This window comes from Streptomyces sp. NBC_00353 (assembly GCF_036108815.1).
GTDB lineage: Bacteria > Actinomycetota > Actinomycetes > Streptomycetales > Streptomycetaceae > Streptomyces.
In genome coordinates this window covers 5,752,238-5,765,670 of sequence record NZ_CP107985.1, presented here as the reverse complement: position 1 = coordinate 5,765,670, position 13,433 = coordinate 5,752,238, and the positions used below count along the sequence as shown (strand labels likewise).

The window sequence follows — 13,433 nt, the reverse complement described above, 5'->3', positions numbered from 1 at the left end:
TGCGGGTGAACCCGCTGCCCGGAAGCCTCGTCCTAGAGGTCGCACATCGTCCGGGGCGCTTCGGCCGACGGACTCAGGAATCTCTCGCGGAGCCACGGGAAGCGATGTCTGTCACGCTAGATGGGGATAAATCGGGTTTGGTTCCGCGTGCTGTACGCAAGCTCGTACGCGGACCGCGCCCGGAGGCCGTTCCGGCGCTCGTCGGCACCGCCTGCACGTTCGTCGGCCTGATCGACGTCGCCGCAGGCGTGTTCCCACGCTTCAGGCACAGCCGGATGCACACGCTCGCCGAAGTGCTCCCCGGGGCCCTCGGCCCCTTCGCCGCCGCGCTGTCGCTGAGCGCGGGAGTGCTGCTGCTGCTCCTCGCACACGGCCTCAAGCGGCGCAAGCGGCGGGCCTGGCGCGCCGCCGTGGCCCTCCTGCCGGCCGGTGCGGCCGCGCAGTTCGCCTACCGGCACTCGGTCATCGGCACCGTCGTCTCACTGGCGCTGTGCTACCTGCTGGTCCGCCACCGGAATGAATTCACCGCACTCCCCGACCCGCGGAGCCGTTGGTGGGCACTGGCCAACTTCGTTCTCCTCGGGGCGGGTTCGCTCGGACTGGGGCTGGTCATCGTCTCCGTCCACCCAGGCCGGGTCGTCGGGAACCCCTCCATCGCCGACCGGCTCCAGCACGTCCTGTACGGAATGTTCGGCTTCGAGGGTCCCGTCGAGTACGCCGGGGTGACCTCCTCGACCGTGGCGTACTCGCTCGGCGCACTCGGTCTGCTGACCGCCGTCACCACCATCTATCTCGCGTTCCGCCCCGAACATCCGGCCGCCCGCCTCACCGCGGAGGACGAGGTCCGGCTGCGCGCCCTCCTCGACAAGCACGGCGGCCGCGACTCGCTCGGCCACTTCGCACTCCGCCGCGACAAGGGCGTCGTCTTCTCCCCCAGCGGCAAGGCCGCCGTCTGCTACCGCGTCGTGTCCGGCGTGATGCTGGCCAGCGGCGACCCGATCGGCGACGTGGAAGCCTGGCCGGGCGCCATCGAGCGGTTCATGGACGAGGCCAAGGCGCACTCCTGGACGCCCGCGGTGATGGGCTGCAGCGAGACCGGCGGCGAGGTCTGGACCCGCGAGACCGGGCTCGACGCCCTGGAGCTCGGTGACGAGGCGGTGGTGGATGTCGCGGATTTCTCCCTCGCCGGTCGCGCGATGCGCAACGTACGCCAGATGGTGAAGCGCATTGAGCGGGCCGGTTACGAGACCCGCGTCCGGCGCGTCCGCGACATCGGCGAGACAGAGCTGGCCCGCATCCGGCGGGCCGCCGCCGACTGGCGCGGCACGGACACCGAGCGCGGCTTCTCCATGGCGCTCGGCCGGATCGGCGACCCGGCCGACGGCGACTGCGTCATCGCCACCGCCCACAAGACCGACGAGCGCACCGCCGACTCCCCGTACGGCGACCTGAAGGCCGTGATCCACTTCGTCCCGTGGGGTACGGACGGCATGTCCCTGGAGCTCATGCGCCGCGACCGCTCCGCCGACCCCGGCATGAACGAGCTGCTGATCGTCGCCTCCCTCCAGGACGCGCCCCGGCTCGGCATCGAGCGCATCTCGCTGAACTTCGCGATGTTCCGCTCGGCGCTGGCCCGCGGCGAGCGACTGGGTGCGGGCCCGGTGCTCCGGGGCTGGCGCGGCCTGCTGATCTTCCTGTCGCGCTGGTTCCAGATCGAGTCGCTGTACAAGTTCAACGCCAAGTTCCGGCCCCGCTGGGAGCCCCGCTTCGTCGTCTACCGCACCAGCCGCGACCTGCCCCGGATCTCGTTCGCCGCAATGCAGGCCGAGGGCTTCGTCAACGTCGGACTGCCCCGTCCGTTCGCCCGCCGCTTCGCGTCCGCCCGGCCCCTCCCCTGCGCCCACGCACCGGCCGTCGGCCAGGAGCACGGTGCCCGCACGGCATAACACTGCTCGGTACGGGCCTACGCTGGTCGCATGAGTACGTTGCGTGGACGAGGCACGGTCCAAGGCCTGCCGGAGTGGGACCGCTGTGCGGTCATGGGCGTCGTCAATGTGACCCCGGACTCCTTCTCCGACGGGGGCCGCTGGTTCGACACCACGGCTGCGATCAAGCACGGCCTCGACCTGGTCGCCGAGGGCGCCGACCTGGTCGATGTCGGTGGCGAGTCGACCCGCCCCGGCGCCAGCCGGGTGGACGAGTCCGAGGAGCTGCGGCGCGTGGTCCCGGTCGTCCGGGAGCTGGCCCGGGAAGGCGTCACGATCTCCGTGGACACCATGCGGGCGCGCGTCGCCGAACAGGCCGTCTCCGCCGGTGCGACCCTGGTCAACGATGTGAGCGGCGGGCTCGCCGACCCGGACATGATCCCGGTCGTCGCCGCGTCCGGCACGCCGTTCGTCGTCATGCACTGGCGCGGCTTCAGCGAGTCCATGAACAGCCGCGCGGTGTACGAGGACGTCGTCGCCGAGGTCGTCGCGGAGCTGCGGATGCGGATGGACGCCGTGGTCGCGGGCGGTGTCGCCCCCGAACGGATCGTGGTCGACCCGGGCCTCGGCTTCGCCAAGGACGCCGCCCACGACCTCGCCCTCGTCGCCCACCTCGACGAGCTGCGCGCCCTCGGCCGTCCGCTGCTGGTCGCCGCCTCCCGCAAGCGGTTCCTCGGCCATGTGCTGGCCCGCGAGGGCGCCGCCCCGCCGCCCGCCCGCGAACGCGACGCGGCCACCGCCGCGATCTCCGCCCTGTCCGCCCGGGCGGGCGCCTGGGCGGTCAGGGTCCACGAGGTCCGGGCCACCGCCGACGCCGTACGGGTCGCCCGCGCCGTCGAGGGAGCCGCGTGAGCGAGCGCCACGACGACCAGGCGGAGGCCGCCGCCGACATCGCGGCGGTCGAGCAGGCCAACACCGCTTTCTACGAGGCGATGGAACGCGGCGATCTGGACGAGCTCTCCGGGCTCTGGCTGCCCGGCGAGGACCTCACCATCTCCTGCGTCCACCCCGGCTGGCCGGTGCTCAGCGGCCGCGGCGAGGTGCTGCGCAGCTATGCGCTGATCATGGCGAACACCGAGTACATCCAGTTCTTCCTGACCGATGTCGGGGTCTCGATGACCGGTGACACGGCCCTGGTGACCTGCACCGAGAACATCCTCAGCGGCGGCCCGGCGGAGGACGGCGGCGAGCTCGGGCCGCTGGTCGGCCAACTCGTCGTCGCCACCAATGTGTTCCGCCGCACCGTGGACGGCTGGAAGCTGTGGTCCCACCACGGGTCGCCGGTGCTCGCCGACTCCGATGAAGACGACGACGAGGACACGCCCTCCTGAGCGGGTATGCCTCCGAAGGGAATGGAATCCGGGACCGCGGGTAAGGGAGGCGGCTACCAGCCCTGCACGGCCTCGTCCATAGCCCCGCGGGCGAGCACTGTCGGTGCTCGCAGGTAGATTCGAATGAGGGCACCTCGCCGCCCGCACGCGGCCCCGGGCCTCTACGACCAACGACAGCAGGAGTGATTCGCGTGGATCGTGTCGCGCTGCGCGGCCTCAGGGCCCGTGGGAACCATGGTGTCTTTCCGCGGGAGCGGGAAGAGGGCCAGACCTTCATCGTGGACCTGGTACTCAGCCTCGACACCCGTCCCGCGGCAGCCGCCGACGACCTGACGAAGACCGTGCACTACGGCGTGGTCGCGGAGGAAGTCGTCGAGATCGTGCAGGGAGACCCGGTCGATCTGATCGAAACACTCGCGGAACGCATCGCCCAGAAATGCCTGGGCCACGAAGGTGTCGAGGAGGTGGAGGTCGTCGTCCACAAGCCGGATGCGCCGATCACCGTTCCGTTCGACGATGTGACCATCACCATCACCCGGAGCCGAGCATGACTGCATTTTCTACCGAGGGGCAGAGCGACCCGACCGTACAGCCGGTTCCCGCCTCCGTGGTCGAGCAGGTGGACGCCGCGGACATCACTCTCTCGAACCCCAAACGAGCCGTGCTCTCCCTCGGCTCCAACCTCGGCAACCGGCTGGAGACCCTGCAGGGCGCCATCGACGCGCTGGAGGACACCCCCGGCCTCCGGGTCAAGGCGGTCTCCCCGGTGTACGAGACGGAGCCCTGGGGCGTCGCCCCCGGCTCCCAGCCGTCGTACTTCAACGCGGTGATCGTCGTGAAGACGACGCTTCCCCCGTCCTCCCTCCTGGAGCGCGGCCAGGCCATCGAGGAAGCCTTCGAGAGGGTCCGTGAGGAGCGCTGGGGCCCGCGCACCATCGACGTCGACATCGTGGCGTACGCGGACGTCGTCTCCGACGACCCGGTCCTCACCCTCCCCCACCCCCGGGCCCATGAGCGCGCCTTCGTCCTCGCCCCGTGGCACGACATCGACCCCGAGGCCCAGCTGCCCGGCCGCGGTCCGGTCGCCGACCTGCTCAACGGCGTCGGACGCGAGGGCATACAGCCCCGGCCCGATCTGGAACTCCGCCTGCCCGAGTAGTCGTTAGGCTCAGGGCAGGCTGGCAACGGCACAGAACAGACAGACGGACACAGAGACCGACGATCGGTCGACCGGCGGCGAAGGGCGGCTCTCGCGGTGAGGCAACTACGGCTCGGGGTACTGGCCGGAATCTTCGTCGCGGCAGGCGTGCTGTCCTGGGGCGGTGCCCGCCTCTGGGACTCGCTCGACACGCTGCCGAGCGTGCCTCTCGCCGCACCCGTCGTGCTCGCGGTGATCGCCGTCATCCTGCTCGCGACGGCGCTCTCCATCCGCTCCCGGCTGCGCGCCCAGCGTGAGCGCCGCCCGGGCGCGAAGGGCGTCGAGCCGCTGATGGCGGCCCGCGCCGTGGTGTTCGGCCAGGCCAGCGCCCTGGTCGTCTCACTGGTCGCCGGCCTGTACGGCGGCGTGGGAGTCTTCCTGCTCGGCTCGCTCGACGTTCCTGCCCGCCGCGACCAGGCGATCTACGCCGGCTTGGCGGTGCTGGCGGGCATCGGAGTGATTGCCGCCGCCCTGTTCCTGGAGCGCGTCTGCAAGCTCCCGGACGACAAGGACGACGACAAGAGCGCCGCTTCCGCCTGACGCGCCGTGCCCGTCCGGCACACCGGCACCACCCACGGCAGCACCGGCACCGCAACCGGCCCTCAGCGCGCCATGATCAGGCTCATTGCCTCCGCGCGCGTGGCGGGGTCGCGCAGCTGGCCGCGTACCGCCGAGGTCAGCGTCTTCGCGCCCGGCTTGCGGATCCCGCGCATCGACATGCACATGTGCTCGCACTCGACGACGACGATGGCTCCGCGCGGCTCCAGGATCCTCATCAGCGAGTCGGCGATCTGCGTGGTGAGCCGCTCCTGGACCTGCGGGCGTCGGGCGTAGACGTCGACCAGCCGGGCCAGCTTCGACAGACCGGTGATCTTTCCGGTGGTCGCCGGGATGTACCCGACGTGCGCGACCCCCCGGAACGGCACCAGGTGGTGCTCACAGGTCGAGAACACCTCGATGTCCTTGACCAGCACCATCTCGTCGTGACCGAGGTCGAACGTGGTCGTCAGGACGTCCTCGGGCGCCTGGTGCAGGCCCGCGAATATCTCCTTGTACGCCCGCGCCACCCGTCCCGGTGTCTCCCGCAGCCCCTCCCGGTCCGGGTCCTCCCCGACGGCGATGAGAAGCTCACGCACCGCGGCCTCGGCCCGCTTCTCGTCGAACTCACCGATCGAACCCTGGCCGTCCAGCGTTACCGGGTCGGTCATCTGTGCCTCGTTCCTTCAGCTGTCACCTGCGCGGCATCGCGCGGGCATACCAAAAAGCCGTGCCCCCCAGGCTAAAACCTGGGGGGCACGGCATCCATTCCGGGTCGGTGGAGCCCCGTGACGGGGGCCACACCGGGTCCGTACTAGCTCTCCGGACGCTCCTCCGGGATCGCCTCGGTGGCCGGAGCGGCCGAGGCGGTGTCCGTCGGCGTCGACCCGTTGGCCGTGGTGACGCCGTTGGTGAGAGCGAGCTCCTTCGGCGAGAGCACCGGAGGCCGCGTCGACGGCGTACGCCGTGCGGAGCCGGTCCACGCCGGGCGAGCCGGACGCTTCACGATTCCGGCGAAGATCTCGGCGATCTGCTCCTTGCCGAGGGTCTCCTTCTCCAGCAGCTGGAGGACCAGGTTGTCGAGAACGTCGCGGTTCTCGACGAGGATCTCCCAGGCCTCGTTGTGCGCCGTCTCGATGAGCTTCTTGACCTCTTCGTCGACGAGCGCCGCGACCTCTTCCGAGTAGTCGCGCTGGTGGCCCATCTCCCGGCCCAGGAAGGGCTCGGTGTTGTCGCCGCCGAACTTGATCGCGCCGAGCCGCTCCGTCATGCCGTACTGCGTGACCATCGCGCGGGCCGTGGCACTGGCCTTCTCGATGTCGTTCGCAGCGCCGGTGGTCGGGTCGTGGAAGACCAGCTCCTCGGCCGCGCGCCCGCCCAGCATGTAGGCAAGCTGGTCGAGCATCTCGTTGCGCGTCGTGGAGTACTTGTCCTCCTCGGGCAGCACCATCGTGTAACCGAGGGCGCGGCCGCGGGAGAGGATCGTGATCTTGTGCACCGGGTCCGAGTTCGGCGAAGCCGCCGCGACCAGGGCGTGTCCGCCCTCGTGGTACGCGGTGATCTTCTTCTCCTTGTCGGACATGATCCGGGTCCGCTTCTGCGGGCCGGCCACGACGCGGTCGATCGCCTCGTCCAGCATTTCGTTGTCGATCAGCTTCAGGTTGCTGCGCGCCGTGAGGAGCGCCGCTTCGTTCAGCACGTTCGACAGGTCGGCACCGGTGAAGCCGGGCGTACGACGGGCCACGGCGCCGAGATCGACGTCCGGGGCGACCGGCTTGCCCTTCTGGTGCACCTTGAGGATCTCGAGACGGCCCTGCATGTCCGGCCGGTCGACCGCGATCTGCCGGTCGAAGCGGCCCGGACGCAGCAGCGCCGGGTCGAGGATGTCCGGCCGGTTCGTGGCGGCGATCAGGATCACGCCGCCCTTCACGTCGAATCCGTCCATCTCGACGAGCAGCTGGTTCAGGGTCTGCTCGCGCTCGTCGTGACCACCGCCGAGACCCGCACCGCGGTGCCGGCCGACGGCGTCGATCTCGTCGACGAAGACGATCGCCGGGGCGTTCGCCTTGGCCTGCTCGAACAGGTCACGTACCCGGGAGGCACCGACACCGACGAACATCTCGACGAAGTCGGAACCGGAGATCGAGTAGAACGGGACGCCCGCCTCGCCCGCGACGGCGCGTGCGAGCAGCGTCTTGCCCGTACCGGGAGGCCCGTACAGCAGGACGCCCTTGGGGATCTTGGCCCCGACTGCCTGGAACTTCGCCGGCTCCTGGAGGAACTCCTTGATCTCGTGGAGTTCCTCGACCGCCTCGTCGGACCCCGCCACATCGGCGAACGTCGTCTTCGGGGTGTCCTTGGTGATCAGCTTGGCCTTGGACTTGCCGAACTGCATGACCTTGGAGCCGCCACCCTGCATCTGATTCATCAGGAACAGGAAGACGACCACGATCAGGACGAAGGGCAGCAGCGAGAGAAGGATCGAGATGAACGGCGACTGCTTCGACGGCGAGACGGTGTAACCCTTCTCGATGTCACCGCTCTCGAACTTCTTCTGCAGTGTGTCGGCAAGCTGGACACCTTGGTCACCGATGTAGCTCGCCTGGAACTTGCTGCCGGACTCGCCCGGGAGCTTCTGGCCGTCCTTCAGCTCAATCTTGAGGATCTGTTCGTCACCGGTGGTCAGCTTGGCCTGCTCCACCTGGTCCTTGCTGATCGCCTGGATCACCTTGCCGGTGTCCACCGTCTTGTAGCCGCCCGACGAGCCGACGACCTGCATCAGCACGACCACGGCGAGGACGGCCAGCACGATCCACATGACCGGCCCACGGAAGTATCGCTTCACGTCCATCCATACGGAGCGAAGTCGCCCCGTCCCTCCTGCCCGTAGGTAAATGCTGCTGAATGCTGCTGTGAGAAAAGACTGTTCTTCGGACGGTACCCCAGCATTGTCACCCGTGACCGCCGAGGACGTCTGTCAAACGTGCCTTCGAAGGCTTCAACGCCGAGCGGCGGTCAAGCGTTCCCCGGCAGCCCGCCCGCGTCGGATGCGGGCCCGGGAAGGAGGGGTTGCGGCCGGTCAGCCGCCGTAGACGTGCGGGGCGAGCGTCCCGACGAACGGCAGGTTGCGGTACTTCTCCGCGTAGTCCAGGCCGTAACCGACGACGAACTCGTTGGGGATGTCGAAGCCGACCCACTTGCAGTCGAGCGCGACCTTCGCCGCGTCCGGCTTGCGCAGCAGGGTGCAGATCTCCAGGCTGGCGGGCTCACGCGAGCCCAGGTTCGACATCAGCCAGGACAGCGTCAGACCCGAGTCGATGATGTCCTCGACGATCAGGACGTGCTTGCCCTTGATGTCGGTGTCCAGGTCCTTGAGGATCCGGACGACACCGGACGACTGGGTGCCCGCGCCGTACGACGAGACAGCCATCCAGTCCATGGTGACGGGGGTGGACAGCGCGCGCGCCAGGTCCGCCATCACCATCACTGCGCCCTTGAGGACGCCGACGATGAGCAGGTCCTTGCCCGCGTACTCCGCGTCGATCTTCGCGGCCAGCTCGACGAGCTTTGCGTCGATCTCTTCCTTGGTGAGGAGCACCGCCTGAAGGTCGGTGCCCATGTCCTTCTCGTTCACCCGCGTCTCTTTCTCTGCCTGCCCGGCCCGGAGTGGTGTCCCGGACCTGCGCGGCCGCTCGCCTGCATGTCAGCCGCTTGTGCGTCAGCTCTGCCGAATCACCAGTCTGCCACCCTGGCGCCGGGCTTCGACTCGGCCGGGGAGGTTGATGGCCTGCTGGCCGCGCCAGCCGGTGATCAGCCGGTCGACTTCTTCGATGTGCCGGGCGAACAGCGAACCGGCCGGAGCGCCCGCCTCCACGGCCGCACGGCGCAGTACCCGGCGGCGGACGGCGGGCGGCAGCGCGTACAGCTTGGCGCACTCCAGCTGCCCGGCGTCGTCGCGGACGGCGGAGTCGGCCTCGGCGGCCCAGGTGTCCAGGGCGTCGGCGTCGTCGCGGGAGAGCTGCGCGGTACGGGCCAGGGCCCCGACGACGCCTTTGCCGAGGGCCTTCTCCAGGGCGGGCAGGCCCTCGTGACGCAGCCGGGAGCGGGTGTAGGCGGGGTCGATGTTGTGCGGGTCGTCCCAGACGGGCAGGGACTGGACGAGGCAGGCCTTGCGGGCGGTCTGCCGGTCGAGCTGGAGGAAGGGGCGGCGGTAGCGGCCGGCCGGACCGGATGCGGCGGCCATGCCGGAGAGCGAGCGGATACCGGAGCCGCGGGCGAGGCCGAGCAGGACCGTCTCCGCCTGGTCGTCGCGGGTGTGGCCGAGCAGCACCGCGGCGGCACCGTGCCGCTCGGCCGCCGCGTCCAGGGCGGCGTAGCGGGCGTCACGGGCGGCTGCCTCGGGACCGCCCTCGCTGCCGACGTGCACGGCGACGGCCTCGACCGGGTCGAGGTGCATGTCCCTGAGCCGGGCGACGACCTCCGCGGCGCGGACGTCGGACCCGTCCTGGAGGTTGTGGTCGACGGTGATGCCGCCGGCCCGGACGGCCAGCTTGCGGGCCTCGAAGGCGAGGGCGGAGGCGAGCGCCATGGAGTCGGCGCCGCCGGAACAGGCGACCAGCACCAGCGGGGTGTCGGGCCGTTCGGGGAGCGCGGGACGGTCGGGAAGTGCGGCGCCGCACCTGCCCGTGCCGGCTTCGGCGAACTCGGGGCGCGAGGCGCGTTCGCCATGTGCGATGTGTGCGGTGTTTCCGTTGTGATCGGTGCGTTCGGCGAATTCGTTGAGTACGTCGTGGAGTACGCGGCGGACCGCCAGGCGTATCGCCGCGACCGCAGGATGGGGACCCATGTCCGGTGCCCTTCGTGAAGTTTTGGGGGCTGCTTCGAAGCGTCGGCACGGACAAGTGCCGTCACTCAGAGTGCGTCGATGGTGACAGAGCCGGGCCGTCCATCGAGCATTGCACGCCTTTCCATGCCCCTACGGTCCCTCGGATGGGTGATTACCGGCGCGTACTTCTGTCGTCTTCCCCCGTCGGCCGCCTCATGATCACGACTCTGCCTTACGGTGCACCCTCGCGATCCAGTCGGCCGGGGCGGCGATCTCGGCCTTGGTGGGGAGGGTGTTCGGGGACGTCCAGACCCGGTTGAAGCCGTCCATCCCGACCTCGTCGACCACGGCGCGTACGAACCGTTCGCCGTCCCGGTACTGGCGCAGTTTGGCGTCGAGGCCGAGGAGCTTGCGCAGCGCCTGGTCGAGCCGCGAGGCGCCGCGTGCCCGGCGCTGCTGGAACTTCTCCCGGATCTCACCGACGGAGGACACGACCTCGGGGCCGACGCCGTCCATCACATAGTCGGCGTGCCCTTCGAGCAGGGACATCACGGCGGTGAGCCGGCCGAGGATCTCACGCTGGGCAGGGGTCTGGACGATCTCGACGAGGCTGCGGTCCTCGCCCTCCTCGCCCTCGGGCCGGCCGCCGGCGAGCGACTGGGCGGCCTCACGGAGCCGTTCCAGCACGGTCATCGGGTCGACGTCGGTCTCGTCGAGGAATGACTGGATCTCACCCTGCAGGTGGTCGCGGAGCCACGGCACACCGGTGAACTGGGTGCGGTGGGTCTCCTCGTGGAGTGCGACCCAGAGCCGGAAGTCGTGCGGGTCGACCTCCAGTTCACGCTCGACGTGGACGATGTTCGGGGCGACGAGCAGGAGCCTGCCACCCCCGTTGGCCGAGGCCGGGAGGTCGCGGCCGGCCGGGGCGAACGTCTCGTACTGGCCGAGCACCCGGGAGGCCAGGAACGACAGCAGCATGCCCAGTTCGACACCGGTGACCTTGCCGCCGACCGCGCCGAGTACGGCGCCGCCGGGGCTGTTGCCGCGCCGGTCCTGCATCTTCTCCAGGAGGGGGCGGAGCAGTTCGCGGAAGCCCGCGACGTTCGCCCTGATCCAGCCGGCCCGGTCGACGACCAGGACCGGGGTGTCCTCCGGTTCGGTCCCCTCGGGGATCATCCGCGTGAAGGAGCGGACGTGCTCCTCCGCGGACTTGGCATGCCGGCGGAGCTCCGCGACGACTTCGCGGGCCTCCTCGCGGCTGATGTCGGGGCCCGGCCGTACAAGCCGGGTCGCGGTCGCAACCGCCAGATTCCAGTCGACCATCTCGGCACCACCGATGCTCGTCATGCGTCAACCGTACGTGCTCGGGTCGCTCCGCGGTGAGCTCTTGACCGGCTCATCGGGTGCGGGCGGCGAGGCTCGCGGCTAGGGCGTCGAGCGAGGACTGGGCCTCGGACGGCGAGGTCGTACCGGATGCCATGAAGGCGAAGGCGAGCAGTCGCCCCTGCCCGTCGACGACGGTCCCGGCGAGGGTGTTCACCCCGGTGAGGGTGCCGGTCTTGGCGCGGATCAGGCCGGTGCCGCGCGATGTCTCGGTGTACCGCTTGCTGAGGGTGCCGCTGAAGCCGGCCACCGGGAGGCCGGTGAGGACGGGGCGCAGTTCGGGATGGTCCGGGTCGGCGGCGCGGGCCAGCAGCCCGGCCAGCAGCCCGGCGGTGACCTTGTCCTGCCGGTTCAGTCCGCTGCCGTCGGCGAACGTTGCGCCGTCCAGCGGCAGATGCAGCTTCTTCAGCTGCGCGGTGACGGCCCGTCGGCCGCCGTCGAAGTCGGCAGGTTTGCCCGTGGCCAGGGCGGTCTGCCGGGCCAGCGCCTCGGCGATGTCGTTGTCGCTGTTGGTCAGGGCTCGTTCGACAAGGGCGGAGAGCGGGTCGGAGAGGTGCTTGGCGACGGGCCGCGACTTGGCGGCCGGGCGGCCGGACACCGGGCCGGACCCGGTGTCGATGCCCGCGTCGTTCAGCAGTCCGGCGAAGGCGCGGGCGGCGTCACCGGCCGGGTCGCCACTGCGCGGGGCGGGTCCGCGGTCCGTACCGTCGAGCCGCCCCTCGTCCACCATCAGGGCGCTGACCGGGGCGATGTTCTCGTTGGGGCCGATCGGGTGCAGTGCGGGGCCGGAGTACCGGGACGTGTCGTACGCGAGCCGGACGGTGTCGATGCCGCGGTCGCGCAGCGCGTGCACGGTGTCCGCGGCCAGCTCGCGCAGCGCCGCCTTGTCGAGCGTGGGGTCGCCACCGCCGACGAGGGTGAGGCTGCGGGAGTCCGGGGACGCCTGGACCGTCGTGGCGATGCGGTGTCCGGGGCCGAGGGCGGAGAGCGCGGCGACGCTGCTGGCGATCTTGATCGTGGAGGCGGGCGTCATGGCGGTGTCGGCGCCCTTCCCGTACAGCCGCTTGCCGGTGGCGGTGTCGATGACGACGGCGGTACGGACCGTGCCGAGCGAGGAGGCGTTCAGCAACGGGGTGAGGGTGTCCCGGAGGTCGGCCGTTGCTCCGTCCGGGGCGTCCGGGGCATCCGGGGCGGACTTGTCGACCCCGGTGCTCAGACCCGCGAGGACCGCCGGGGCACTGGGGGCCGGGGCCGGTCCTGACGGTGCGGCGGCCTCGTGATGTGCACCACCTGTACGGCTCCTGGCGGCCGCCCACTCCTGCTCGGCCTTACGCTGACCCGAGTCCCAGGGACCGGCGGCGAGGACGGCGCCGGCTGCGAGCGCCAGGCCGAGGACGGCGGAGCCTGCCGTGAACTGCCAGTTGCTCAGTCCGTGCAACTTGTTCAGGCGGGCCGCTCCGGTCGGCCCGCGGAACGCTTTCAACGGATTGATCGACGGTCTTTTCACCGGCTCGGCCACCGTTGACCAGCCCCTTTCGCGAGCACACATCTCCGTGGGGGACACTTAATCACCAGTCGTATGTGTTGATCATGGAGGAGCCACCCGTGGAGTTCGACGTCACCATCGAGATCCCGAAGGGTTCGCGGAACAAGTACGAGGTGGACCACGAGACCGGTCGGATCCGCCTGGACCGTCGACTCTTCACCTCGACCAGCTACCCGGCGGACTACGGCTTCGTCGAGAACACCCTCGGCGAGGACGGCGACCCGCTGGACGCGCTGGTCATCCTGGACGAGCCGACCTTCCCCGGCTGCCTCATCAAGTGCCGCGCCATCGGCATGTTCCGCATGACGGACGAGGCCGGCGGCGACGACAAGCTGCTGTGCGTCCCGGCCTCCGACCCCCGGGTGGAGCACCTGCGCGACATCCACCACGTGTCGGAGTTCGACCGCCTGGAGATCCAGCACTTCTTCGAGGTCTACAAGGACCTGGAGCCCGGCAAGTCCGTCGAGGGCGCCGACTGGGTCGGCCGCGCCGAGGCGGAGGCCGAGATCGAGGCCTCCTACAAGCGCCTTGAGGCGCAGGGCGGCGCGCACTGACGCCTGCGGTCCCCGCAGTCGTCGGACAGGCTCGACGCCGATTACGTATGCGGTCCTGCGCACGGTCCGTACGG

13 protein-coding genes are annotated in these 13,433 nt (G+C 70.2%); 7 read left to right on the top strand and 6 right to left on the bottom strand.

The window, feature by feature from the left end; all coding sequences use genetic code 11:
• Positions 1-104 precede the first annotated feature (104 nt).
• The 6 genes from OHA88_RS26115 to OHA88_RS26090 all read left to right on the top strand — a co-directional run bounded on the left by OHA88_RS26115 (position 105) and on the right by OHA88_RS26090 (position 5,054).
• Positions 105-1,946, top strand: a complete 1,842-nt coding sequence (locus OHA88_RS26115) for a phosphatidylglycerol lysyltransferase domain-containing protein (RefSeq protein WP_328627282.1) — start codon at positions 105-107, stop codon at positions 1,944-1,946.
• Between the two features lie 30 nt (positions 1,947-1,976).
• Positions 1,977-2,837 (top strand): dihydropteroate synthase, encoded by an 861-nt coding sequence (gene folP, locus OHA88_RS26110; RefSeq protein ID WP_443044292.1) that lies wholly within the window; start codon positions 1,977-1,979, stop codon positions 2,835-2,837.
• Positions 2,834-3,316 carry a nuclear transport factor 2 family protein gene (locus tag OHA88_RS26105; RefSeq protein WP_267004503.1) on the top strand — a complete coding sequence of 161 codons (483 nt, stop codon included), beginning with the start codon at positions 2,834-2,836 and terminating at the stop codon, positions 3,314-3,316. The genes folP and OHA88_RS26105 overlap by 4 nt, the downstream gene beginning before the upstream one ends.
• Positions 3,317-3,507: 191 nt before the next feature.
• Entirely contained in the window at positions 3,508-3,867 is a 360-nt protein-coding gene (folB, locus tag OHA88_RS26100; protein WP_030972318.1) for a dihydroneopterin aldolase, read from the top strand.
• On the top strand, positions 3,864-4,475 hold the full coding sequence (gene folK, locus OHA88_RS26095) for a 2-amino-4-hydroxy-6-hydroxymethyldihydropteridine diphosphokinase (RefSeq protein WP_326604472.1): 612 nt from the start codon (positions 3,864-3,866) through the stop codon (positions 4,473-4,475). The genes folB and folK overlap by 4 nt, the downstream gene beginning before the upstream one ends.
• Positions 4,476-4,571: 96 nt before the next feature.
• Entirely contained in the window at positions 4,572-5,054 is a 483-nt protein-coding gene (locus tag OHA88_RS26090; RefSeq protein WP_328627281.1) for a DUF3180 domain-containing protein, read from the top strand.
• A gap of 62 nt (positions 5,055-5,116) precedes the next feature.
• Here the strand turns inward: OHA88_RS26090 and folE are convergent, their stop codons facing one another.
• From folE to dacB, 6 genes are all read right to left on the bottom strand, one after another.
• The gene (gene folE / locus OHA88_RS26085; RefSeq protein ID WP_093777878.1) at positions 5,117-5,722 is read right to left on the bottom strand and encodes a GTP cyclohydrolase I FolE; all 606 of its coding nucleotides are present in this window, start codon (positions 5,720-5,722) and stop codon (positions 5,117-5,119) included.
• Positions 5,723-5,865: 143 nt separating this feature from the next.
• Positions 5,866-7,902, bottom strand: a complete 2,037-nt coding sequence (ftsH, locus tag OHA88_RS26080; protein WP_326817314.1) for an ATP-dependent zinc metalloprotease FtsH — start codon at positions 7,900-7,902, stop codon at positions 5,866-5,868.
• A 228-nt stretch (positions 7,903-8,130) separates the two neighbouring features.
• Positions 8,131-8,670: a hypoxanthine phosphoribosyltransferase gene (gene hpt / locus OHA88_RS26075; RefSeq protein ID WP_030972308.1), complete on the bottom strand. Its 540-nt coding sequence runs from the start codon at positions 8,668-8,670 to the stop codon at positions 8,131-8,133.
• Positions 8,671-8,769: 99 nt separating this feature from the next.
• Positions 8,770-9,897, bottom strand: a complete 1,128-nt coding sequence (tilS, locus tag OHA88_RS26070; protein ID WP_328627280.1) for a tRNA lysidine(34) synthetase TilS — start codon at positions 9,895-9,897, stop codon at positions 8,770-8,772.
• 198 nt (positions 9,898-10,095) lie between these two features.
• Positions 10,096-11,223 (bottom strand): zinc-dependent metalloprotease, encoded by a 1,128-nt coding sequence (locus OHA88_RS26065; protein WP_267004499.1) that lies wholly within the window; start codon positions 11,221-11,223, stop codon positions 10,096-10,098.
• Between the two features lie 49 nt (positions 11,224-11,272).
• Positions 11,273-12,778: a D-alanyl-D-alanine carboxypeptidase/D-alanyl-D-alanine endopeptidase gene (gene dacB, locus OHA88_RS26060; protein WP_328627279.1), complete on the bottom strand. Its 1,506-nt coding sequence runs from the start codon at positions 12,776-12,778 to the stop codon at positions 11,273-11,275.
• A gap of 86 nt (positions 12,779-12,864) precedes the next feature.
• Between dacB and OHA88_RS26055 the strand changes: the two genes are divergently transcribed.
• A complete protein-coding gene (locus OHA88_RS26055; RefSeq protein ID WP_003968257.1) occupies positions 12,865-13,359 on the top strand; it encodes an inorganic diphosphatase in 495 nt (164 codons plus the stop codon).
• The last annotated feature ends 74 nt before the right edge of the window (positions 13,360-13,433 follow it).